Annotated in this window: 20 protein-coding genes; 15 read left to right on the forward strand and 5 right to left on the reverse strand. The window is 65.6% G+C overall.

Features of this window, described 5'->3' with window-relative positions; genetic code table 11:
- Positions 1-14: 14 nt before the first annotated feature.
- From atpD to HMPREF1136_RS07790, 11 genes are all read left to right on the forward strand, one after another.
- A complete protein-coding gene (atpD, locus tag HMPREF1136_RS07745) occupies positions 15-1,463 on the forward strand; it encodes a F0F1 ATP synthase subunit beta (RefSeq protein ID WP_009648783.1) in 1,449 nt (482 codons plus the stop codon).
- Positions 1,463-1,735, forward strand: coding sequence for a F0F1 ATP synthase subunit epsilon (locus tag HMPREF1136_RS07750; protein ID WP_009648833.1), 273 nt, complete (start codon positions 1,463-1,465; stop codon positions 1,733-1,735). The genes atpD and HMPREF1136_RS07750 overlap by 1 nt, the downstream gene beginning before the upstream one ends.
- 25 nt (positions 1,736-1,760) lie before the next feature.
- On the forward strand, positions 1,761-2,165 hold the full coding sequence (locus HMPREF1136_RS07755; protein WP_009648814.1) for a DUF2550 family protein: 405 nt from the start codon (positions 1,761-1,763) through the stop codon (positions 2,163-2,165).
- Positions 2,166-2,187: 22 nt separating this feature from the next.
- Complete coding sequence (gene nucS / locus HMPREF1136_RS07760; RefSeq protein WP_009648791.1) at positions 2,188-2,880, forward strand: endonuclease NucS; 693 nt, start codon at positions 2,188-2,190, stop codon at positions 2,878-2,880.
- Positions 2,880-3,977: a winged helix DNA-binding domain-containing protein gene (locus HMPREF1136_RS07765; protein WP_009648826.1), complete on the forward strand. Its 1,098-nt coding sequence runs from the start codon at positions 2,880-2,882 to the stop codon at positions 3,975-3,977. The genes nucS and HMPREF1136_RS07765 overlap by 1 nt, the downstream gene beginning before the upstream one ends.
- A gap of 36 nt (positions 3,978-4,013) precedes the next feature.
- A complete protein-coding gene (locus HMPREF1136_RS07770; RefSeq protein WP_051023541.1) occupies positions 4,014-5,204 on the forward strand; it encodes an N-acetylglucosamine-6-phosphate deacetylase in 1,191 nt (396 codons plus the stop codon).
- Positions 5,205-5,254: 50 nt separating this feature from the next.
- The gene (locus HMPREF1136_RS10715; RefSeq protein ID WP_009648821.1) at positions 5,255-5,497 is read left to right on the forward strand and encodes a hypothetical protein; all 243 of its coding nucleotides are present in this window, start codon (positions 5,255-5,257) and stop codon (positions 5,495-5,497) included.
- Positions 5,498-5,648: 151 nt separating this feature from the next.
- Positions 5,649-7,175, forward strand: a complete 1,527-nt coding sequence (locus HMPREF1136_RS07775) for a hypothetical protein (RefSeq protein WP_034505423.1) — start codon at positions 5,649-5,651, stop codon at positions 7,173-7,175.
- Positions 7,175-8,176: a hypothetical protein gene (locus HMPREF1136_RS07780; RefSeq protein WP_009648784.1), complete on the forward strand. Its 1,002-nt coding sequence runs from the start codon at positions 7,175-7,177 to the stop codon at positions 8,174-8,176. Before HMPREF1136_RS07775 ends, HMPREF1136_RS07780 begins: the two co-directional genes overlap by 1 nt.
- Positions 8,177-8,274: 98 nt before the next feature.
- Positions 8,275-9,180 carry a tetratricopeptide repeat protein gene (locus HMPREF1136_RS07785; protein ID WP_009648832.1) on the forward strand — a complete coding sequence of 302 codons (906 nt, stop codon included), beginning with the start codon at positions 8,275-8,277 and terminating at the stop codon, positions 9,178-9,180.
- Between the two features lie 42 nt (positions 9,181-9,222).
- On the forward strand, positions 9,223-9,396 hold the full coding sequence (locus HMPREF1136_RS07790) for a hypothetical protein (RefSeq protein WP_009648802.1): 174 nt from the start codon (positions 9,223-9,225) through the stop codon (positions 9,394-9,396).
- Between the two features lie 142 nt (positions 9,397-9,538).
- Here the strand turns inward: HMPREF1136_RS07790 and glgB are convergent, their stop codons facing one another.
- From glgB to glgX, 5 genes are all read right to left on the reverse strand, one after another.
- Positions 9,539-11,734 (reverse strand): 1,4-alpha-glucan branching protein GlgB, encoded by a 2,196-nt coding sequence (glgB, locus tag HMPREF1136_RS07795; protein ID WP_009648839.1) that lies wholly within the window; start codon positions 11,732-11,734, stop codon positions 9,539-9,541.
- A gap of 167 nt (positions 11,735-11,901) precedes the next feature.
- Positions 11,902-13,944: a maltotransferase domain-containing protein gene (locus HMPREF1136_RS07800; RefSeq protein ID WP_009648807.1), complete on the reverse strand. Its 2,043-nt coding sequence runs from the start codon at positions 13,942-13,944 to the stop codon at positions 11,902-11,904.
- Between the two features lie 181 nt (positions 13,945-14,125).
- Positions 14,126-14,383: a hypothetical protein gene (locus HMPREF1136_RS07805; protein ID WP_009648800.1), complete on the reverse strand. Its 258-nt coding sequence runs from the start codon at positions 14,381-14,383 to the stop codon at positions 14,126-14,128.
- A gap of 30 nt (positions 14,384-14,413) precedes the next feature.
- Positions 14,414-15,514 carry a tryptophan--tRNA ligase gene (gene trpS / locus HMPREF1136_RS07810; RefSeq protein WP_009648820.1) on the reverse strand — a complete coding sequence of 367 codons (1,101 nt, stop codon included), beginning with the start codon at positions 15,512-15,514 and terminating at the stop codon, positions 14,414-14,416.
- A gap of 47 nt (positions 15,515-15,561) precedes the next feature.
- The gene (gene glgX, locus HMPREF1136_RS07815; protein WP_009648782.1) at positions 15,562-17,850 is read right to left on the reverse strand and encodes a glycogen debranching protein GlgX; all 2,289 of its coding nucleotides are present in this window, start codon (positions 17,848-17,850) and stop codon (positions 15,562-15,564) included.
- Between the two features lie 237 nt (positions 17,851-18,087).
- Here glgX and HMPREF1136_RS07820 point away from each other — a divergent pair, with 237 nt between their 5' ends.
- Genes HMPREF1136_RS07820 through mnmA form a run of 4 tightly spaced genes read left to right on the forward strand, consistent with a single transcriptional unit; the run spans position 18,088 to position 22,164 of the window.
- The gene (locus tag HMPREF1136_RS07820) at positions 18,088-18,891 is read left to right on the forward strand and encodes an electron transfer flavoprotein subunit beta/FixA family protein (protein WP_034505410.1); all 804 of its coding nucleotides are present in this window, start codon (positions 18,088-18,090) and stop codon (positions 18,889-18,891) included.
- A 1-nt stretch (position 18,892) separates the two neighbouring features.
- Entirely contained in the window at positions 18,893-19,870 is a 978-nt protein-coding gene (locus tag HMPREF1136_RS07825) for an electron transfer flavoprotein subunit alpha/FixB family protein (protein WP_009648793.1), read from the forward strand.
- Positions 19,867-21,072: a cysteine desulfurase family protein gene (locus tag HMPREF1136_RS07830; protein WP_009648836.1), complete on the forward strand. Its 1,206-nt coding sequence runs from the start codon at positions 19,867-19,869 to the stop codon at positions 21,070-21,072. Before HMPREF1136_RS07825 ends, HMPREF1136_RS07830 begins: the two co-directional genes overlap by 4 nt.
- Positions 21,073-22,164 (forward strand): tRNA 2-thiouridine(34) synthase MnmA, encoded by a 1,092-nt coding sequence (gene mnmA / locus HMPREF1136_RS07835; protein WP_009648797.1) that lies wholly within the window; start codon positions 21,073-21,075, stop codon positions 22,162-22,164.
- Positions 22,165-22,167: the final 3 nt, after the last annotated feature.

Genomic DNA, 22,167 nt, shown 5'->3' on the forward strand with positions numbered 1-22,167 from the left:
CACGGAGTAAAACAATGACTGATACACCTGCAATCGCCGAGGGGCGCGTCGCCCGCGTCGTCGGCCCTGTCGTCGATGTGGAGTTTCCCCCGGATCGCATCCCGCCGCTCTACAACGCACTCACCGTCGAAGTGAATCTCGCCGGTCAGGGCGAGGGCGAGTCGACCTTCACGATGACACTCGAGGTTGCCCAGCACCTCGGTGACAACCTCGTGCGTACCATCGCGCTGAAGCCCACCGACGGCCTCGTGCGTGGTACCCCCGTCACTGACACCGGTGCCCCGATCTCCGTGCCCGTCGGCGACGTCACGAAGGGCCACGTCTTTAACGTGACCGGCGACGTCCTCAACCTCGAAGAGGGCGAGACCCTCGACGTCAAGGAGCGCTGGCCGATCCACCGCCAGCCACCGGCCTTCGACCAGCTCGAGGCGCGCACCAAGATGTTCGAGACCGGCATCAAGGTCATCGACCTGCTGACCCCCTACGTGCAGGGCGGCAAGATCGGCCTTTTTGGTGGCGCGGGCGTCGGTAAGACAGTCCTCATTCAGGAGATGATCCAGCGCGTTGCCCAGGACCACGGCGGTGTCTCCGTGTTCGCCGGCGTCGGCGAGCGTACCCGTGAGGGCAACGACCTCATCGGTGAAATGGAAGAGGCGGGCGTCTTCGACAAGACCGCCCTCGTCTTCGGTCAGATGGACGAGCCGCCGGGCACGCGTCTGCGCATCGCGCTGACCGGCCTGACCATGGCGGAGTACTTCCGCGATGTCCAGCACCAGGACGTGCTCCTGTTCATCGACAACATCTTCCGCTTCACCCAGGCGGGTTCCGAGGTCTCCACGCTGCTGGGTCGCATGCCCTCGGCGGTGGGTTACCAGCCCAACCTGGCCGACGAAATGGGTCTGCTCCAGGAGCGCATCACCTCGGCCGGTGGCCACTCGATCACGTCGCTGCAGGCGATCTACGTTCCCGCCGACGACTACACCGACCCGGCTCCGGCGACGACCTTCGCTCACCTGGATGCGACGACCGAGCTCTCCCGTGAGATCGCGGCCAAGGGTATTTACCCGGCCGTGGACCCGCTGGCCTCGACCTCGCGTATCCTCGACCCGGCCCTCGTGGGCCGCGAGCACTACGACGTCGCCACGCACGTCAAGGCCATTCTGCAGAAGAACAAGGAGCTGCAGGACATTATCGCGATCCTCGGTGTCGACGAGCTGAGCGAGGACGACAAGGTCACCGTCGCACGCGCACGCCGCATCGAGCAGTTCCTGTCCCAGAACATGTACATGGCGGAGAAGTTCACGGGCGTGCCCGGTTCGACCGTCCCGCTGTCGGAGACCATCGAGGCCTTCAAGCGTATTGCCGAGGGCCACTACGACGATGTTCCGGAGCAGGCGTTCTACAACTGCGGCGGCATCGACGACCTGGAGCGTAACGCTCACGAGCTGGCCAAGGAAGCCTGATGGCATCGGGCAAGTCCTTGCAGGTCGAGGTTGTCTCTCATGAGGGACGCCTGTGGCATGGCGCTGCGAGCGCCGTCCAGATCCCAACGGTTGATGGCAGCCTGGGCATTCTGCCCGGCCGTCAGCCGCTGCTCGCCCAGCTGGGCGATGGAATTGTCACGGTGACGTGTGCCAATGAGATCGTGTCCCTCGAGGTCAGTGGGGGATTCGCCTCAGTTGACTCCGATTTCATCACGGTCGTGGCTGACCGCGCTACAGTGGCATCACAGTAGGTTGACGCAACGCGAGGAGAACCTGATGAGCCTGATACATGTTTTGATCGCGGTAGTGGTTCTCCTCGCGTGCGCGGCGGTGATCCTGTGGGCGTACATGAATGTGCGCGCCCGCAGGATCGCTGCGCGTCTGGGCGCGTTTCGCTGTTGGTCGCGCCCGGACCATCATGCGGGGTGGACGGCCGGGATCGGCGTCTATGGCGTCGAAGAACTGCAGTGGTATCGCCTGGTGGCTATGTCCCTGAAGCCGGTGTATTCGATTCCTCGTCGCGGCATGGAAGTGTCCGCTCCGATCTCTCACTCGGACGATGGTGCCATGGTCGAGGTGCGCCTGGCCTATGGTGAGCATCGTTACGAGGTCGCCGTGGAACGCTTGACGTATAACGGATTGGTCTCCTGGGTTGAGTCCGGTCCTCCGCGCCGCCCGTGACCGGGATTGGTAAGCTCACGGGGTGCGTATTGTTATTGCTACCTGCACCGTTGATTATTCCGGTCGACTGAGCGCCCACCTGGACCCTGCTAAGCGCGTCATCATGCTCAAGGGTGACGGCTCTGTGCTCATTCATTCCGAGGGAGGTTCGTACAAGCCTCTCAACTGGATGACGGCTCCGTGCACAGTTTCCTTCGGTGAGCCGGGGGAGGGTGAGGAAGGCGTGGAGCAGGTGTGGACGGTTCAGGCCGACAAGACGGATGACAAGCTGGTCATCCGCATCCACGACGTCATTGCCGACGTCACGGAGGATCTGGGAGTGGACCCCGGCCTCGTGAAGGACGGCGTGGAGGCTCACCTGCAGGAGCTCCTCGCCGAGCAGGTTCCTCAGATTCTCGGTGAGGGGTGGGAGCTGGTGCGCCGGGAGTACCCCACGCCGGTGGGTCCTGTTGACCTGATGGTGCGTGACGCGGATGGAGCGTACGTGGCGATTGAAGTGAAGCGCCGCGGTGGCATCGATGGCGTCGAGCAGTTGACCCGTTACCTGTCTCTTCTCGGCCGAGATGCTCTCCTCGGCGACGTCACGGGGATTTTTGCGGCACAGGAGATTACGAAGCAGGCTCGCACGCTCGCCGAGGACCGCGGTATTCGCTGCGTGGTCCTGGACTACGATGCGATGCGCGGCTTTGACGACCCCGAGTCGCGTCTGTTCTGATGCCCGCTGACCTGCATACGAGCTTGTCACGCATCGTTTCCCAGGGGTTGGTGAGCGCGACCTGTGCGCACAGCCCGGTGGAGGCGGTCGAGTCTTTGCTCGCGCTTCAAGGCCAATTGGTGAGTGCCATTCCCTGGGCGATTGGGGTTCGCTGCCCGGGTTCGACTCGCGCCCAGGTTGAGGAGGCGTTTGCGCGCGGCGAGTTGGTTCGTTCCTGGCCGATGCGCGGCACGGTGCACGTCACGAGTGCTCGAGACCACCACTGGCTGCGACGTGTGCTGCGCCATCGTCGTGCGTCGTGGGAGCGTAGGGCGATCGAGCTGGGCCTCGTCGACGCGGTCGTTGAACGGGCGGCGGCCGCCTCGTATGCCGTGCTGGAGACCGCGCCGCAGGGCGTGAGTCGCGCGGAGCTGATCGAGGCGTGGCAGAGCGCTGGGATCGAGGTAATCTCTTCAGCCTCCTCCGAGGCTGGCCTGCGACGCCGTCATCTCATGATGCGCCTGCACCTCGATGGTTTTCTCACCTCGGGTCCAGTGCGGGCGGGGGAGCATCTGTTGATCGACGCGCGCTCGCTCCCGCAGGCCCCAGGTGTTGCGAAGGGGGAGGCTGGGCACGAGGAGGCGCTGGCTCTGCTTGCGGCGCGTTACGCGTGGGGGCACGGCCCCATCGATGCGGCCGACCTGGCCAGGTGGACTGGGCTGACACTCACCGAGGCACGGCGTGCGTTAGGGGGTGCCCTCGAGGTAGCAGAAACGGCTGGGATGAGGCTGTCGAGGCGCGGCGATGCAGTTGCTCGCGCTGACCTGGAGGACTTGGTGATGTCAGTCAGGGACGAGGCCGGGGGAACTTTCGCGCTGCCAGCCTTCGATGAGTTGCATGTGGGGTACAGGGATCGAACCTGTCTGACGGACGAGGCCGGGGAGAGGCTCATTTGTCCGACGAAGAACGGTATGTTTCGGCCTATCGTGGTGTCGGGTGGGCGCGTTGTTGCGGTGCGTGCGCCGGGTGGAGTTCTTTCGTTCGCAGACGGGGGAGAGGCGCATGCGCAGGAGGCTCGTGCGCTCATGAAGGACTGGGAGAATTGGATGTCGAAGTGACAGCGCTTGAGTGTCAGGTGTGCCACAATGAAGGTCATGACTGATTCTGTGCTGCGTGGCCGCCTGGTTCTCGAAAACTCGATTGTTGATGACGGAATTATCGAGATTGACGGCTCGACTATTACCCGTGTCTGCCCCGTATCCGACTATGACGGTGAGCTTCCCGAGGCCACCGATTCGACATTCCTGCCCGGCCTCGTCGATGTGCATTGCCACGGCGGGGGCGGCGAGTCCTTCCCGAACGCCGAGACAGCCGAGGCAGCGCTCGTCGCCGTCAAGGAACACCGCCGCCACGGTACAACGACCCTCGTTGCCTCGTGCGTGACTGCGTCTGCCGACGTGTTGCGCGCCCGTGCCAAGACGCTCGCTCAGCTCGCCGCCGCTGGTGAGATCGCCGGCATCCACTTCGAGGGTCCCTTCGTCTCCCATGAGCGCTGTGGTGCCCAGGACCCGACATACATCATCGATCCTGACGCGGATCTGACCCGCACTCTTCTGGAGGACTGCCAGGGGTACGCCCTGTCGATGACCCTTGCCCCCGAGAAACCGAACGCCTATGGGTCCGGCTCCGTTGCCGAAGCGCTCATTGATGGGGGAGCGCTGCCCTCGTGGGGACACACCGACTCCAATTCGACGAAGGCGCGTGAGGCACTGGCCTACTCGCGCGAGCGCTTCGCTCAGGTGCAGACCAAGCGCGGTGCTCGCGCGACGATCACGCACCTCTTTAACGGCATGCGCCCACTGCACCACCGCGACACTGGCCCCATCGCCGAGTTCCTCTCGGACGCGGCGCGGGGAGGTGCTGTCGCCGAGCTGATTTGCGACTCGATCCACGTCGATCCAACGCTCGTGCGAGACGTCTACGAAATGGTGGGTCGCGATCACGTCGTCTTTATTACCGACGCGATGGCGGCGGCCGGTATGGCTGATGGCGCGTACACGCTGGGTCCGCAGGATGTCGTCGTCAAGGACGGGGTTGCCCGCCTGGCGCAGGGCAATGCGATTGCAGGAGGCACCGCTCACCTCCTGGACTGCGTCCGCGTGGCCGTGACGAAGGGCGGTATCCCGCTCGTGGACGCGGTCTACATGGCGTCGGCGCAGGGGGCAGCCATCCTAGGCGACGACACCGTGGGCACGCTCTCGCCCGGAAAGAAGGCTGACATTGTCGAGGTCGACAAGGAGCTGAACGTGCGCCGCGTGTTCCGCCGTGGCACTGTGGTTGCGTGAGAGGTAAACGAAGCAAGAAACGGCCGTGGGGCGAGGCACGTCCACTCCAGATGGACCGCCTCGCCTCCGTGCCGCGCACGGAGCGAGGCCCGGACGGAGGCGACTACCAGGTTCGTCGTCTGCCCAGTGCGGTCAAGGAATACACCTGCCCCGCGTGCCTGCGTCCCATCCCGAGGGGAACGCCGCATGTTGTGGCGTGGCCCGAGGAAGCCCCCTTCGGTTTGCCGCAGGGTGTTGAGGGCCGTCGGCATTGGCACTCCGAATGCTGGCGGCGTGGGCTTCGACCCCTGTGAAATGAAATGTGATGTATCACTGCCTCGCCTGCGAATGCGCCTGTTCACTGGGTTTGCACGTAAAGTGGGGGCTGAAGAATGCCCGCAGTGTGGGCGTTGGATCTGAGGAGCTACCGTGGAACTCTTAAAGCGATACGTGGCGGCATCGTCGATGGGCGCTGTCGCACTCGTATGCATCCTTATTGGGCTGCTCGGCGTGACCGTGCTACGGCCGCCGGCGCAGCAGGTCTCAACGGTGGAATCCGCGACGGACCTGATCATGACGCGTGACAATGTGTTGTCGATCGTCAAGGATGACGTCACGGTGACCGCCACGTCGAAGTCGGGTGCCCCCGTCACGCTCGTGATCGGCACCTCGCAGGACGCGAAGGGCTGGATCGGCAATGCAGCCTACACCGAGGTCATCGGCGTCGAGGCTGATCGCACCAAGCTGAAGGCGGAATCGCATGCCGCGAACGGAACCGGCATGGTGAACCCGAACGCTCAGAATGCTGTGCAGTCCGGTGCACAGCCCCTTGATGACCCGACCTCAGCGCAGCTGGCCGATCAGCTGGCGAAGTCGCCCATGTGGTTCAAGCAGGAGAGCGGCACGGGTAGTGTCTCCCTCGATCTCGAAAACGTTCCCAGCGGGCGGTCGGCTGTCGCTGCCTCCGCGGGTGGCCCCGGTGATCTGACGTTCACGCTGACGTGGCAGGTCGAGCAGGTGAACCTGCTGGCGATCATCGCATTCCTGACTGCTGCGTTCTTCGCCCTCCTGGCCTTTGCTCTCTTCCTGACGCGCTGGCAGCTGCTGCGCCTGCGTAAGATCCGCGCACAGCGCATTGAGGAGCGCCGCAAGGCCGACACCCTGGACACCTCCACGATCGACGCGGCTGAGGTGGCTGAGATGGTTGCCGCCGCCCGCGAGTCTGGTTCCCGCGCTGCCCACGCCCCCGCTGTCTCGGAGCCCCCGCTCGCGCCGCCCCCCGCTGCGGAACCCGCCGTCGATGAGACCGCCGCAGACGAACCCGTCGTCGCTGACGATGACGATGACGAGGCTGTGGCATACACGTTCGAGGATGCTCAGTACGAGGAGATCGAGGATAGTACCCAGCAACAGGCTGCTCCAGCGTGGGGCGCTGCCGCCTTCGCGTCTTCAACCGGCCGAGCCCCAGCCTCAGAGAGGACACGCGACGAACTGCCCGCTCGGGACGCCGCAGTCCGTGAACCTCTTCCGCTTCGCTCGACGAGGGATAAGTCCATCGTCCGCGCGTCCATTGTTGGTGTCCCCGCCCCGGATATCAGCGCCCTGTCCGCACCCGACTATGAACCGGATCCGATGATGGACACCTTCGAGCGCCGCGGCCGACACGGTCTCGACGCCGGCCCCTTCGACGTGGATCCCCCGGAGCGCGCGACGACGGATACCGGTGTCATCGACCTGTCGGGCATCCGCGGAGGCCGTAACCTGCCCTCGCGGCGCGCTCTGCGTGAGGCGCGCAACAACGGTGAAGAGGTCGTCGTCGTGGACGGCCAGGAATTCAACACCGGTCTGATTCCGGTCACGCGCCCGCGTACCACCGAGGTGCAGGCCCCCCCGCCTGCACCCACGTCCGCTCCTGACGATGACGCGTCGGCGACCGGAGGCTGGACCTCGATTATGTCCGGCTGGCTCAAGGACCGTCAGGAAGGACAGTGATGAAAAGACGGACCCTCGCGGCTGCTACCGCCGCCCTGCTCATGACTTCTGCGCTCGGCATGAGTGCCTGCTCGAGTGAGCTTGTCGCCCAGTCGGGCAGTAGCTCCGCGCAGAGCGCCGCGAACCTGGACCACGAGCGTATTTCGTCCGTGCTCGAGACGGTTGGTGGCGTGATGGCGACGGCTGACGCTTCGCTGAACGCTGCCGACCTCGGCGATCAGGTGACCAAGGGTGCACTGGAGATGCGTACCGCGCAGTACGCGCTGGCGAACGCGAACGGCCAGGCGTTGCCGCCTTTGGACTTCGAACCGACGTCGCTGGCCATCACGAACTCGGATTCGTGGCCGCGCGCGATTTTTAACATCTCTGATACGTCCTCGACGGCGCTGCCCGTCCTTGAGGTCTATGTGCAGGACTCTGCGCGTTCGGACTACAAGCTCACGAACTATGCGCGCCTGCTCGGCGGCACGCATCTGACCCTGCCGTCCGTCGGTACTGGATCGGCATACGTCACCGGAGACTCGCAGGGCTTCACGGTTACCCCCGACACCGCTCTCGCGCAGTACATCACGATGCTGAACTCCGGCACCCAGGATACGACGCAGTTCGTGGCCGACGACTTCACCAAGCAGACGCTGCAGCAGGTGAGCGACCTCAATTCGTCGGTGAGCAGCGCCGGATCCGTGACCATGGCGGCCAGCGCGACGAGCTACCCGATCTCGGGCTTGGTCCTGCAGGATGGCTCGGCTCTGGTCGCAGCGAACGTCAAGTACACGCTGACCTATCAGCGTACGGTTGCCGGTTCGACGATGAACCTCGCTGGGAATACCGCCGCACTTAGTCCCAGCGGGACGAAGGTGGAAGGTACCGCGACCGCCGACTGCATCGCGACGATCATTATGCGTATCCCCTCGCAGAAGGCGGGCGGAAACGTGCAGATTGTCGGTGGCGAGCGAGCGATCACCAAGGTCGCGTTGGATCCGTCCAACAGTCCGGGCTGAGTTTCACCCATAGCGCACACGTCGTCCCCACGCCGATTGGCGTGGGGACGACGCTTATCATCGTTTGAGGATAGCTACGCGTTCTCGAGAGGACCACTATGAACACGCCTGACCCCCGCATCGGTGCCCCTGAAGCGACCGTGATTCCCGCCGATTCACACGGGGCCGTTGACCTGTCGGCACGCGCGAGCGCGCCCGCAGCCGAGGGCGCGGCCGCGCCCTCGGGGGAGGGGCTGCACATCCCGCTGATTACCACGACGGATGAGGAGAACTTCCAGGAAGTCATGTCCACCTCCCAGGCCGTGCCGGTCATCATGGTCATGTGGTCGCCGCGCTCGCTTGAATCGAAGCCCGCGCTGGCCATGCTTGAGGAGATTACGCGCGAGCATGCGGGTGTCTTCCAGCTCGTTGAAGTGGACATTGACAAGGCTCCTGCCATTGCTCAGGCCTTCCAGATCCAGACCGTTCCCACGGTCGTTGCTCTCGTCGGCGGTCGCCCGGTGCCGCTCTTCCAGGGTGGTGCGTCCAAGGAGCAGGTCCTCCCGGTCGTCTCTCAGTTGCTCGAGGCTTCGGCGCAGATGGGCATCACCGCGCGCATCGCGGTTGCAGCTGAGGATACCGCCGCGCCCATTCCCCCCGAGCATGAGGCACCGCTGGCCGCGGAGGAGGCCGGCAACCTCGATGAGGCGATCACCCTGTGGGAGCGCGTCGTCGAGCTGAATCCGCGTGACGAGGACGCGAAGTCTCACCTGTCCCGCGTGCGTTTCGCCGCGCGTGCCTATGGCGAGCAGAACCCTGACGACCCGGCCTCTCACGCTGATGCACTCTTCGCGGCAGGTGACGCAGCGGGAGCCTTCGATGTGCTCCTCGAACTCCTTGCCGCCACTACCGACGCCGAGGAACGCGACGCGTTGCGCCTGCGGCTCCTCGACCTCTTCCGTGTCGCAGGCTCGTCCCCCGAGGTTTCCAAGGCACGTACGCGCCTGGCGATGCTCCTCATGTGATATCGTCATGCCAACGCACAGTTGCGGAAAGGGGCCGTCATCATGGCATCATGGATCATTGTCGCAGTTGTGTTCGTCTTGGTTGTCGTGTGGTACGGATGGCATTCCACGCACAACGAACTGACAAAGAAGATCGACCGTGAGTCCGACCCGGACATCAGAAGCGAACTCATCAAGCTACAGGGGCAGATAGACCGGGGGAGGGCAGGCTTCTAAACCCCGTCCGCGCGTACGCGCCTGGCGATGCTCCTCATGTGATGCCGACGTGCGCCTGAGATATGCGCACCGAGCGCACAACGGACGAGGCCGGAGCAGGAATCCCTACCCCGGCCTCGTCCGTGTCTCGAGGAATGCTCGATCAGCGCGCCTGGGAGGCGGGCACCAGCCACAAGGCACCCAGCGGCGGCACGCGCAGCTGAGCGGAGACCGGGCGACCGTTCCACGGGGTGTCCTCCGCGATGATCGTGCCGACGTTGACCACGCCGGAGCCGCCGAACTCCTCGGCATCCGTGTTCAGGATCTCGACCCACTCGCCGCCGAACGGCAGGCCCACGCGGTAGCCCTCGTGCGGGTTGCCAGCGAAGTTCGAGACGCACACGACGACCTCACGGTTGCCGTCGGAGTCAGTACCCTTACGCAGGTAGGAGATCAGGTTGTGATCGCCGTCTGAGGCGTCGATCCACTCGAAGCCCGTGTAGTCGTCGTCCCACATGGCGGGGGAGTTCGCGTAAATCTTGTTGAGGCGCTCCACCAGCGCAGCGACACCGGCGTGGCCCTCCTGGTCCAGCAGCCACCAGTCGAGGGAGTAGGACTCGTTCCACTCCTGCTCCTGGCCGATCTCCTGGCCCATGAAGAGGAGCTGCTTGCCGGGGTGACTCCACTGGTAGGCGTACAGGGAACGCAGACCAGCCAGACGCTGCCACTTGTCGCCGGGCATCTTCGAAATCAGCGAACCCTTACCGTGCACGACCTCGTCGTGCGACAGCGGGAGCACGTAGTTCTCGGAGAAGGCGTACACCAGAGAGAAGGTAAGCTCGCCGTGGTGCCAGCGGCGGTTGACCGGATCCTCACTGAGGTAGCGCAGAGTGTCGTTCATCCAGCCCATATTCCACTTCATGCCGTAGCCGAGGCCACCGCCGGACGTCGGGGCAGTCACGCCGGGCCACGCCGTGGACTCCTCGGCGATCATGACGATGCCGGGGTGACGACGGTACGCGGTCGCGTTCGCTTCCTGGATGAAGTCGATGGCCTCCAGGTTCTCGCGGCCACCGTACTGGTTAGGACGCCACTGGCCGTCCTTGCGCGAGTAATCCAGGTACAGCATCGAGGCCACAGCGTCAACACGCAGACCGTCAACGTGGAAGTCCTCGAGCCAGTACAGGGCGTTGGCAACCAGGAAGTTGCGCACCTCGCGGCGGCCGAAGTTGAAGACGTAGGTGCCCCAGTCGGGGTGCTCGCCGCGCAGCGGGTCCGGATCCTCGTATAGCGGGGTGCCATCGAAGCGCGCCAGGGCGAAGTCATCCTTCGGGAAGTGGGCGGGCACCCAGTCCAGGATGACGCCGATGCCCGCGCGGTGGAAGGCATCCACCAGGTAACGGAAATCATCCGGCGTGCCGTAGCGTGAGGTGGGAGCGTAGTAGGAGGTCACCTGGTAGCCCCAGGAACCACCGAAAGGGTGCTCAGCCAGCGGCATGAACTCCACGTGCGTGAAACCCATCTGCTTGACGTAGGGGACCAGCTCGTCGGCCAGCTCGCGGTAGCCCAGGCCCTGACGCCACGAACCCGCGTGGACCTCGTAGATGGACATGGGGCCGGAGTGAGGGTTGCGGTCCTTGCGAGTAGACATCCACTCGTCGTCCGTCCACTCGTGGAAGTAGTCGGTGACGACCGAAGCCGTGGCCGGGGGAATCTCCGTGGCGCGAGCCAGCGGGTCGGCCTTCTGGAACCAGTTGCCGCCGGGACCCTGGATCTCGAACTTGTAGCGCATGCCGACGCCGACGCCGGGGACGAAAATCTCCCAGATGCCGGAGGAACCCAGCGACCGCATGGAGGTAGCCACGCCGTCCCAGAAGTTGAACTCGCCGACGACGCGCACGGCGCGCGCGTTGGGGGCCCACACGGCGAAGGCGGTACCGGTGGTTTCGCCCAGCTCGTCAGTGTAGGTCTTCACATGGGCACCGAGGACGTGCCACAGATTCTCATGGCGGCCCTCAGAGATGAGGTAGGTGTCCATCTCGCCCAGGGTCGGCAGGTAACGGTAGGGGTCGTCGCGAACGGTGGTGTTGTCGCCGTAGGTGACGGACACGCGGTAAGGGGGAATCTCCTTGCCGGGCAGAACCGCGACCCAAATGCCGCCACGCTCATGGGTGGCAGCGTAAGCACCGGTCGGTGTGATGATGTCGACCGCGTCGGCCAGGCGAGCCATGGTGCGGACGGTGACACCAGCCTCGCCCAGATGAGCGCCGAGCACAGAGTGCGGCGAATAGTAAGAGCCTGAGGCAACGGCGTCGAGAATGTCGTCATTGACCTGAATCGGCGTTAGTTCGCAGCTCATGGATTGTCCTTACTCCAGATGGTGTGAACTGCTCAGTTCACTGTCGTGTTTATAGTCTATCGTTTGCCCAGCAAAAATGGGAGCCGGGTCTCATTCAGGTGGTCGATTTTGACGGAGTGTGCCCGCTCGGTGTAGGTGGGTGGCCACACCGAGCGGGAGCAGCGACGTTAGGCCTGCGACCAGGGCGAGGAATGGGCGGGTTCGACCTTGAAGACGTGGCCAAGGCGCGTCACGGGGGACAGCTCCACCCAGTTAGACGAACCCCACACGTAGGAGTGCCCATCGAGTTCGTCGACGACGGTGATGTGGCCGCCCGGCGTGGCCAGGCCCATCTCCTCCAGGTCCAGGTAGACCGCACCGTCGACGCCCTCGTGCGGATCCAGCGAGATCACGCAGATGACGGTATCCGGGTTGCCGTCTTCAGTGAACTTGCCGGGCACCTGACGCGAGAACGCGATGAGACGATCCGAGGAGGTCGGGTGGATACGGATCTGGTGCAGCTGACGCAGCGCCGGGTGCTTGGCGCGCGCGGCGTTGAGCAGCGTAAACAAGCGAGAGATGCCGATCGGCTCGGCGTCCTCCCAGTGACGCGGACGGTACTCGTACTTCTCGTTGTCGTTGGGTTCCTGGAAGGCACCACGCGGTACGTTTTCGACGAACTCGTAACCCGAGTAAATGCCCCACGTGGGCGCACCCAGCGCGGCGAGCATGGCGCGGATTGCGAAGATCGCAGTGCCGCCGTCCCACATCTGCGGGGTGAGGATATCGTGCGTGGTCGGCCAGAAAGCAGGGCGCATGAGGTGCGCGGTCTCCTGGGAGATCTGCACCAAGTACTCCTCGATCTCCTGCTTGTACGTCCTCCAGGCGAAGTAGGTGTAGGACTGGTCGAAGCCGATTGCGCCAAGGGTGCGCATCATGGCAGGGCGCGTGAAGGCCTCGGCCAGGAAGAGCGTGCCCGGGTACTGCGCCTTGATGTCGGCGAGCAGGCGCTCCCAGAAGGGGATCGGCTTCGTGTGCGGGTTGTCGACGCGGAAGATCGTCACGCCGTGGTTGATCCACAGTTCGATGACGTCACGCACCGCCTGGTAGATGCCCTCCGGGTCGTTGTCGAAGTTCAACGGATAGATGTCCTGATACTTCTTCGGGGGGTTCTCCGCGTACGCGATCGTGCCATCGGCGCGCGTCGTGAACCACTCGGGGTGCTCGGTGACCCACGGGTGGTCGGGGGAGCACTGGAGGGCTAGGTCGAGCGCCACCTCCATGCCCAGGCCTCGGGCGCGTTCGACGAAACGGTCGAAGTCATCGAAGGTACCCAGATCCGGGTGGATGGCGTCGTGCCCTCCCTCGGGCGCGCCGATCCCATAGGGGGAACCTGGGTCACCGGGGGCTGCGATCAGGGAGTTGTTCTTGCCCTTACGGAACGTCGTGCCAATCGGGTGGATCGGCGTCAGGTAGACAACGTCGAAGCCCATGTCGGCGATGCGTGGCAGGTCCTCGGCGGCATTCGCAAGCGTGCCGGACACCCAGGAGCCGTCGGGGTTCTGGTAGGCACCCGCCGAGCGCGGGAAAATCTCGTACCATGCGCCGGCGAGGGCCTTGGTGCGGGCCACGTCGAGCGGGTAGACGCGGGAGGAATCAAGCAGATCCCGCAGCGGGTGGTCGCGGAAGACCAGGCGGATGCGCGAGGAGATACCGGCGGACAGACGCTGCTGGGGGGAATGCGAGCTGTCGCGCAGGCGACGCGCGGCGTCATGCAGGGCCTCGATGTCAGCGTCCGACGGGGGACGCTGACTCGGGTTGTGGAAGGCGTTGCCGGCGGCAGCGCGTTCCATGAGGCGCGCGCCCTCCTCCAGCATCAGCTCGACGTCGACACCGGCGCCGACCTTGACGGCTGCGTCGTGACGCCAGGTGGAGTAGGGGTCCGACCAGGAATCCACGCGGAACGACCACGCGCCGGGAGCGTCGGGGGCCACCCAGGCCTCGTAACGGTCCAGGCCGGGGGCAATATCGACCATGCGGGTACGGGAGTATTCACCTCCGTCCGGGCGTAGAAGGACGGCCTCGGCGGCGAATGCGTCGTGTCCTTCGCGGAACACGGTCGCACGAATGGGGAAAGGTTCGCCTTCGGTCGCCTTAGCGGGAAGCGTTCCGTCCTCGATGACGGGGAACACTTCGATGATCGGGATACGGGGCAACAGTTTCTCGCTCACATGTCCAACCCTAACCTATGGACTGACCTGCGGATAGGCGAAGATCACACCCCGGGATGTGACCGATCTCCTAGGTGTGTTGTGCGTGCTCAGAGTGTCGTGCGAGTCGCCAATAAATCAGGGCGGCACCCGAGTGATTCGGATGCCGCCCCCACAAGGACGCTTGCCGTGCGCCTCGACGTTACATGCTCGAGTCCGGGAGCGACGCCATGATCGCTGCGCCGAAGAGAACGAAGAAAAGAACCGCCACGAGTCCGCAGATGATCTGCCAGATGAGTGCGGCGCGCGCGAAGTTCCGCTTGGCGGGGGAGCCGCCGGAGCCGAGCGCAAGCACCAGCAGGTAGACGAAGCCGACCAGAGGAAGACCCATCAGGAAGAGGGTGAGCATCCAGCCGCCGACGGAATCGTCGGGGTGCTCAGGGAACTGGTTGTATGCCATGGTGCCTCCTAAGGAGAGTTGTGCGTGGGATTAATAGTTCATCTGCATCGCGGTGCGGACCTCAGACAGGGTTTGATCAGCCTGTTCGTTGGCGCGCTCGTTGCCGGCGTGCAGGATGGACAGCAGATAGTCCTCGTTTGCGATGAGCTCGGCGCGGCGCTCGCGCAGGGGAGCAAGCATCTCGTTGAGGGACTCGGTGACGAGGGCCTTCAGGGTGCCCGCGCCCGCGTCGCCGATACGGTCCGCGATCACTTCGGGCGCATCGCCCGTAGCCAGAGATGCGAGCATGAGGAGATTGGAGACCTCGGGGCGGCCAGCGGGATCGAAGGTGATACGGCGCTCGGCGTCCGTCTTTGCCTTCTTCAGGATCTTCGCGGTCTCGTCGGCGGTCATGCGCAGCTCGATGGTGTTGCCGCGCGACTTCGACATCTTCTGGCCGTCCGTGCCCAGCAGCAGCGGGACCTCGGACAGGAGGGCCTCCGGGCGTGGGAACACGGGACGCTCGGGAGTGGCGCGGCCGTAACGCTTGTCGAAGCGCTGGGCGATGAGGCGAGCCTGCTCCAGGTGGGGGAGCTGGTCCTGGCCCACGGGCACAATGTTGGCCTTGCAGAACAGGATGTCGGCGGCCTGGTGGACCGGGTAGGTGAGCATGAGGCCCGTCATCGCGCGGCCCTCGGTGGCCTCCAGCTCGGCCTTCACGGTCGGGTTGCGGTGCAACTCCGACTCGGTGACGAGCGAGAGGAAGGGCAGCATCAGCTGATTGAGGGCCGGGACTGCCGAGTGGTTGAAGATCGTGGAGCGCTCCGGATCGATACCCGCGGCCAGGTAGTCAGCGACGAGGCCGAGGACGCGTTCGCGGATCGGCCCCACGCCGTCGCGGTCGGTGATCACCTGGTAGTCGGCGACCAGAACCCATGTCTCCACCCCGCGATTCTGCAGCAACACGCGGTTGCGCAGGGTGCCGAAGTAGTGGCCCAGGTGCAGGTGGCCGGTCGGACGGTCACCCGTGAGGATGCGGAAACGCGAAGGATCCTGGTCGATCGCCAGATCGATCTCGGCGCTGCGGGCCTTCGAGCGGGCCAGCGAGGCATCAGAGGTTGCGGTTTCCAGGGCATCTTCACTGCGAGTCATGCGTTGATCCTAACGAGTGGAAGGGGGGAAAGAAAAGTCGGGGCGCGTCAGTGTTCGGGCTGAAACGCGATGTCGGAGAGCAGGATTGTCACGGACAGAGCCTCAATCGTCAGCGTGGTACGAGGCATGACATGCTCGACTTCGATGGAGAGTTCATTCGGGTCGAGCGAGGAACTGACGCCGCCGTCCGCGGGGGTTTCCCACACGGTGGAGTAGGCGATCAGCCAGTCCAGGTCGTGGCCCTCGGGCAGTGTTACTTGCGCGTCGTCGAGGTTCGCGTTGATGATGATGAGAGCGTCGCGGTCGCCCCATTTGACGCCCGAGCGCAGCATCTGGAACGTGCGGTGGCGCGAATCCGTCCAGCCGTAATCCGGCATGCGGGTGCCCTGGGCGGTGTACCACGACAGGTCGGGGAGCGAGTCGCCGCCGTAGGGGTGGCCGGTCGCGAAGCTGTCGGGGCGCAGTACCGGGTGCGCCTTACGCAGGGCGATCAGCCAGGAGACGGCGTCGATCTGCGCTTGTTGTCCTTCGGCCAGATCCCAGTCGACCCACGAGATCGGGCTGTCTTGGCAGTAGGCGTTGTTGTTACCGTTTTGGGTGCGCCCGAACTCGTCGCCGCCCGTGAGCATCGGCGTGCCTGAGGAGACGAACATGGTCGCCAGGATGTTGCGCTGCGAGCGGGCGCGCAGGCGCGCGATCGGCATGTTGGCGAGGATCGCGTAGGGGGTGGCGGCGTCCGGGTGGGTCGCGCCCGACGCGAGTGTTCCTTCGAGGCCGTGGTTCCACGAGCGGTTGTCATCGGAGCCGTCGCGGTTGTTCTCGAGATTGTCCTTGTTGTGCTTGCGGTCGTAGGCCGTCAGGTCGGCCAGCGTGAAGCCGTCGTGAGCGGTCACGAAGTTGATCGACGCGCGAGGTCCGCGCAGCCGACCGAGGCCGTGCTCGAAGACGTCCTGGGAGCCGGACAGGCGGGTTGCCAGGTCGTTGGGGCCCGAGACGATGTGGCCCGAGGCCTGGGCGCGCACGTCCGCGAGCCAGAAGTTACGCAGGGCACCGCGGTAGTGGTCGTTCCACTCGGAGAAGGGCACCGGGAAGTTGCCGGTCTGCCAGCCGCCGGGACCCACATCCCACGGCTCGGCGATGAGCTTCGTGTGGGTGAGGATATCGTCCGTCGCCATCGCGATGAGGAGCGGGTGCATCGGGCTAAAGCCGGTGGAGAACCGGCCCAGCGTGGCGGCCAGGTCGAAACGGAACCCGTCCACGCCCATGTCGCGCACCCAGTAGCGCAGGGAGTCCAGGACCATCTGGATGGTCTTGGGGCGGTCCATGTTCATCGTGTTGCCGGTGCCGGTCACGTCGATGGTCTGGATGGGGCGCGAGGTCGTATGGCGGTAGTACATGTCGGAGTCCAGGCCGCGCCACGACAGCGACGGGCCGGCGTCTCCGCCCTCGCACGTGTGGTTGTAGACGACGTCGAGGATGACCTCGATGCCCGCCTGATGCAGCAGGGAGACCATGCCGCGGAACTCGTCGACGACTGCCTGGGCACCGCGGGCACGCGATTCGGCGGTCGCGTAGGAGGGCTCGGGGGCGAAGAAGGAGAGCGTCGAGTACCCCCAGTAGTTCGTGAGGCCTCGTTCGGTGAGGAAGGGTTCGTCGCACTTGGCGTGGATCGGCAGCAGCTCAACGGCGGTGATACCCAGGTCCTTCAGGTAGGACACGGAGGCGGGGTGAGCGAGACCAGCGTAAGTTCCGCGTAGGGGCTGGGGCACTCCTGGCATGTTCTTCGTGAAGCCCTTGACGTGGATCTCGTAGATTACCGTGTTTTCCCAGGGCGTACGGGGCTGAGGGATGATCGGGAAAGAGGATTCGACCACGACCGAGCGCGGCATGTGCGGCGCGGAGTCGAGGGGAGAGCGGCGCATCGGGTACTCCGACGGGTACAGCTCATCGTCCACGCAGTGCGCGTACACCGCCGGCTTCAGGTCCACGACGCCGTCCACGCCTCGACCGTAGGGGTCCAGCAGGAGCTTATGGGAGTTGAAGAACTTTCCGCCGTCCGGGTCCCACGTACCGTGTGCACGGAAGCCATAGCGCGTGCCCACGCCGTATCCGCGGATGTGGCCGTGCCAGATGCCCGTCTTCGGACCCAGGAGGGCGAAGCGTGTCTCCGCCCCAGCCTCGTCAAAGATGCACATATCCACGGAGGAAGCACCGCGCGCGATCACCGCGACGTCGAGGCCGTCACCCGACGGGTGAACGCCCAAGCGCGTGGGCAGCGGGTTAGGTTCAGTGACGCGCCTTGTGGGAGCGTGGGACGAGCCGGATCGCTCGGACATACAATTGTGCCTCTTCCTGGTGAACGGCTGGTCAAGCCGTTACGTCGTGGATATAGCCTCCTCCTATCATACGGGACCACTCACATGCCGGTCGGATTGATGGGAAGAAAGGCCTATGACGAGGCGCACGCGCGACTGAGGTCCACCTACTCCGGGTGAGAGGCGCGGACTGTGGCATGCGCCGGTGAGGTGACCCTCATATGGGCGGGGGGCGCGGAATGTGGCACGCTAGAAGGCATGAGAATTGTCGTGTGTGTGAAGCATGTCCCGGACATGCAGTCCGAACGCCGTTTTGAGGGCGGCCGCCTGGTGCGCGGTGAGGACGATGTGCTCAACGAGCTGGACGAAAACGCCATCGAGGCCGCCGTGCAGCTGAAGGAAGCAGAAGAGGACGCGGGCCGCGAGGCCGAGGTCGTTGCCCTGACCATGGGGCCTGAGGACGCCGAAGACGCGCTCATGCGCGCCCTGCAGATGGGTGCTGACCGTGCCTACATCGTTTCCGACGAGTTCCTCGAGGGTTCCGACGTCATCACGACGGCGTCCGTGCTCTCCATCGCCATCGCGAAGATCGCTGACGAGTGCGGCCCCGTCGACCTGGTCATCACCGGCATGGCCTCGCTGGACGCAATGACCTCCATGCTGCCCGGTGCCCTGGCCGCCAAGGCCCACATGCCGCTGCTGGGCCTGGCCCGCTCGATGAGCGTCGAAGACGGCACCGTGACGATTGAGCGCTCCGTCGACGGTTTCACCGAGACGCTGCGCGCGGCCCTGCCAGCCGTGGTCTCCGTGACCGACCAGATCAACGAGCCGCGCTACCCGGCCTTCGCCGCGATGAAGGCGGCCCGCAAGAAGCCCTTGGACCAGTGGGGTATTGACGACCTCGTCGAGGTTCCCGGCGGGCAGGACCTGGTCCTGCGCCGCGCGCTCACCTCCGTGACCTTCAGCGAGGAGAACGTGCGCGACGGCTCCGGCACGATCATTCAGGACGCTGGCGAGGGCGGTCGCGCGCTGGCTGACTACATTCTTTCGGTGGTGAAGTGATATGACGCAGCAGATGCATTCCCCGATCCTCGTCCTGGCCGACCAGGCCGGGTCCCGCCTGACGTCCCTGGCGCGCCAGGCGGTGACGCTCGCGGCGTCGCTGACCTCCGGCGACGTGGTCGCGCTGTCTGTCGCCTCCGTCCCCGACACGGCTGCCCTGGCAGAGCTGGGTGCCACCCGCGTCCTGCACGCCGACCTGGGTGCTGCGGGTCACTCCTCTGTTGTCGCCTCCGACGCGGTCATCGCCGCTCTGGGCACCGACTCCTACGGCCTGGTGCTGGTGTCCTCGGACTACCGCGGTCGTGAGATCGCTGGCCGCGTCGCCGCCCTCACCGAGGCTGGCGTCGTCTCCGGTGCCTCCTCCGTGTCTTTCGACGGTGGCGTCCTCCAGGTTGGCAAGACCGCCCTGGGTGGTTCCTGGTCGATGGGCATCGTCCTCGAGGGACAGACCCCCATCGTGGGTATCTCCTCGGGCATTATCGACGAGGCGCCGGTGGCCTCGCCCGCATCCCTGATCCCCGAGCCTCTCGCCGTTGAGCTGAGCACCGAGGCGTCCGTGATTGAGGTTGTCTCCAGCGTGGCCGACGAGGAGGAAGGCGTGTCCCTGGCCGATGCCTCCACCGTCGTGTGCGGTGGCCGCGGCGTGGACGGCGACTTCGAGCTGGTTCGTTCCCTCGCCGACGCCCTGGGTGGGGCCGTGGGCGCGACCCGTGTTGCCTGTGACGAGGGCTGGGCTCCGCGAGCTGAGCAGATCGGGCAGACGGGCCTGACCGTCACGCCGAATCTCTACATCGGCCTGGGCGTTTCCGGTGCCATTCACCACACGGTCGGTATGCAGTCGGCCGCCCACATCGTCGCCGTGTGCGATGACCCGGATGCCCCGATCTTCGAGATCGCGGACTTTGGCGTGGTCGGCGACGTGACCGAGGTGGTCCCGGCTGCCTTGGCAATCATCGAGGAGGCGCGCGCCCAGGCGTGAGCGTCTACCTCGACCACGCGGCCACGACGCCGCTGCGCGAGTGCGCCCTCGAGGCGTGGACCCGCGCCCAGCGTGACCTGGCCGCCACCCCCGGCAACCCCGCCGCCCTCCACTTTGGAGGGCGGCGGGCCCGTCGCATGCTGGGCGACGCGCGCGAGCAGGTCGCAGCTGCACTCGGTGCCGACATCCACGAGGTCATCTTCACCTCCGGTGCCACTGAATCCGACGCTCTCGGCGTGATGGCCGCCGCCCGAGGTGTGCGTCGCCGCGAGAGTGCTCGCGACCTCATCGTCGTCTCCGGCCTCGAGCATGACGCGGTCGCCCACCAGCGAGAGGTAGCTGCGCGCGAGGGCTTCGAGTGGGAGGTTCTGCCCGTCGACGCGGGTGGCCTGTCGGTGCTGCCAGCGACTGAGGGCGCCAGTGCGCCCGCGTCCTGGGACGGACGCCTCGCGCTCGGATCCATGACCCTCGTGTCCTCCGAGATCGGTACGATCCAGCCGGTCGCCGACTTCGCTGCCCTCGTCCACGCCAGCGGAGGCCTCGCGCATTCTGACGCTGCTCAGGCGATCCCGACTCTGGATGTTTCTTTCGCAGAGCTTGGCCTCGACCTCATGAGCGTGGGCGGGCACAAGGTCGGCGCGCCCGCCGGCATTGGCGTCCTTCTCGCCCGGCGTGGCATCCCCATGGCGACCGACCGTCCCGGCGGCGGTCACGAGCGTTCGATCCGCTCGGGCACGCCCGACGTCGCGGGTGCCTGCGCGCTCGCCGCCGCCCTCACCGAGGCCGTTTCCGAACGCTCCGCTTTCGCCGAGCGCGCGGCATCCCTGCGCGCCCACCTGCTGAGCCACCTGCCGGACGGCACGTACCCGACGGTGGGGGAGTCGGCCTCGTCGAGCGCGATCATCCACCTGTCCCTGCCAACCGCCCGCCCCGAGGCCGTCCTCATGGCCTTCGACATGGCCGGCATCGCCGTGTCCGCCGGGTCCGCATGCCACGCGGGAGTGACGCGCCCCTCCGACATCGTCATGGCGATGGGACGCAGCGAGGAGGAAGCCCTCGGCGTCCTGCGCATCTCTCTGGGACACGAGACGACCGTCGTCGACATCGACGCCTTCCTGGCCGCCCTGCCCGCCGCGATCCGCGCGGGAGCCGCCCTGGACGGCGTCTCCCACGCGCGCAACGAACGAAACGAGGAACGCTAAATGCGAGTTCTGGCAGCACTGTCGGGCGGCGTGGACTCCGCCGTCGCCGCAGCGAAGGCCGTCAAGGATGGGCACGACGTCGTCGGCGTCCACATGGCCCTGTCCTCCCAGCCGCAGGAGTGCCGCATCGGCTCGCGCGGCTGCTGCTCCATCGAGGACGCGGGAGACGCCGCGCGCGCCGCTGAGATCATCGGCATCCCCTTCTATGTGTGGGACCTCGCCCAGGAATTCGAGCAGACCGTCATCACTGACTTCGTCGAGCAGTACCGGGTTGGGCGCACCCCCAACCCCTGCGTGCGCTGTAACGAGTTCGTGAAGTTCCGCGAGCTGGCCAGCCGTGCCCGAGCACTCGGCTTCGACGCAGTGTGCACCGGCCACTACGCCGCCATCATGGACGGGGAGGCAGGACCCGAGCTGCATCGCGGAGCTGACACCCTCAAAGACCAGTCCTACGTGCTGGCTGTCATGGGGGCCGAGGAACTGACCCGCGTCGTCCTGCCACTGGGGGACGCCCCCAACAAGGCGTGGGTGCGCTCCGAGGCCGAACGCCTGGGCCTGGGCGTGTCCAACAAGCCGGACTCCTACGACATCTGCTTCATCCCCGACGGCGACACGCAGGGCTTTCTGCGCTCCCACCTGGGCGCTGCTGAGGGCGACATCGTTACCCCCGACGGTGAGGTCCTGGGTCGCCACGAGGGCTATTGGAACTACACGGTCGGACAGCGCAAAGGCCTGGGCATCGGCGCGCCCGCACCCGACGGTCGCCCCCGCTACGTCCTCGAGACCAGGCCCGAGACTAACCAAGTCGTCGTCGGTGCCTCCGAGCTTCTGTCCATCTCCCGTATTGAAGCGACGGACGCCGTCTGGCTCGCCTCCGACGACGACGGCTCCGATGCCACCGACCTCTTTGTGCAGCTGCGCGCGCACGGCACGCCCGTTCCTGTCGCGTCGTTGATACGGGATGAGCAGGCCGGAACCATCAGCGTTGTTCTCGAAGCAAGCGCGCGCGGCGTGGCGCGGGGTCAGTCGATGGTCGTCTACAGGAGGACGCGCGTCCTCGGCGAAGGCACGATCAACGCCACCGCGCGCTGAGTC

This window comes from Actinomyces sp. ICM47 (assembly GCF_000278725.1).
In the GTDB taxonomy this organism is placed as follows: Bacteria; Actinomycetota; Actinomycetes; order Actinomycetales; family Actinomycetaceae; genus Pauljensenia.

Bases quoted from the DNA above. Each gene is read 5' to 3' on its own strand.
- atpD (WP_009648783.1), top strand. From the start codon at position 15: ATGACTGATACACCTGCAATCGCCGAGGGGCGCGTCGCCCGCGTCGTC.
- HMPREF1136_RS07765 (WP_009648826.1), top strand. From the start codon at position 2,880: ATGCCCGCTGACCTGCATACGAGCTTGTCACGCATCGTTTCCCAGGGG.
- HMPREF1136_RS07805 (WP_009648800.1), bottom strand. From the start codon at position 14,383: ATGGCATACAACCAGTTCCCTGAGCACCCCGACGATTCCGTCGGCGGC.
- HMPREF1136_RS07785 (WP_009648832.1), top strand. From the start codon at position 8,275: ATGAACACGCCTGACCCCCGCATCGGTGCCCCTGAAGCGACCGTGATT.
- trpS (WP_009648820.1), bottom strand. From the start codon at position 15,514: ATGACTCGCAGTGAAGATGCCCTGGAAACCGCAACCTCTGATGCCTCG.
- glgB (WP_009648839.1), bottom strand. From the start codon at position 11,734: ATGAGCTGCGAACTAACGCCGATTCAGGTCAATGACGACATTCTCGAC.
- HMPREF1136_RS07825 (WP_009648793.1), top strand. From the start codon at position 18,893: ATGACGCAGCAGATGCATTCCCCGATCCTCGTCCTGGCCGACCAGGCC.
- HMPREF1136_RS07770 (WP_051023541.1), top strand. From the start codon at position 4,014: ATGACTGATTCTGTGCTGCGTGGCCGCCTGGTTCTCGAAAACTCGATT.
- glgX (WP_009648782.1), bottom strand. From the start codon at position 17,850: ATGTCCGAGCGATCCGGCTCGTCCCACGCTCCCACAAGGCGCGTCACT.
- HMPREF1136_RS10715 (WP_009648821.1), top strand. From the start codon at position 5,255: ATGGACCGCCTCGCCTCCGTGCCGCGCACGGAGCGAGGCCCGGACGGA.
- HMPREF1136_RS07775 (WP_034505423.1), top strand. From the start codon at position 5,649: ATGGGCGCTGTCGCACTCGTATGCATCCTTATTGGGCTGCTCGGCGTG.
- HMPREF1136_RS07790 (WP_009648802.1), top strand. From the start codon at position 9,223: ATGGCATCATGGATCATTGTCGCAGTTGTGTTCGTCTTGGTTGTCGTG.
- HMPREF1136_RS07820 (WP_034505410.1), top strand. From the start codon at position 18,088: ATGAGAATTGTCGTGTGTGTGAAGCATGTCCCGGACATGCAGTCCGAA.
- HMPREF1136_RS07780 (WP_009648784.1), top strand. From the start codon at position 7,175: ATGAAAAGACGGACCCTCGCGGCTGCTACCGCCGCCCTGCTCATGACT.
- mnmA (WP_009648797.1), top strand. From the start codon at position 21,073: ATGCGAGTTCTGGCAGCACTGTCGGGCGGCGTGGACTCCGCCGTCGCC.
- HMPREF1136_RS07750 (WP_009648833.1), top strand. From the start codon at position 1,463: ATGGCATCGGGCAAGTCCTTGCAGGTCGAGGTTGTCTCTCATGAGGGA.
- HMPREF1136_RS07755 (WP_009648814.1), top strand. From the start codon at position 1,761: ATGAGCCTGATACATGTTTTGATCGCGGTAGTGGTTCTCCTCGCGTGC.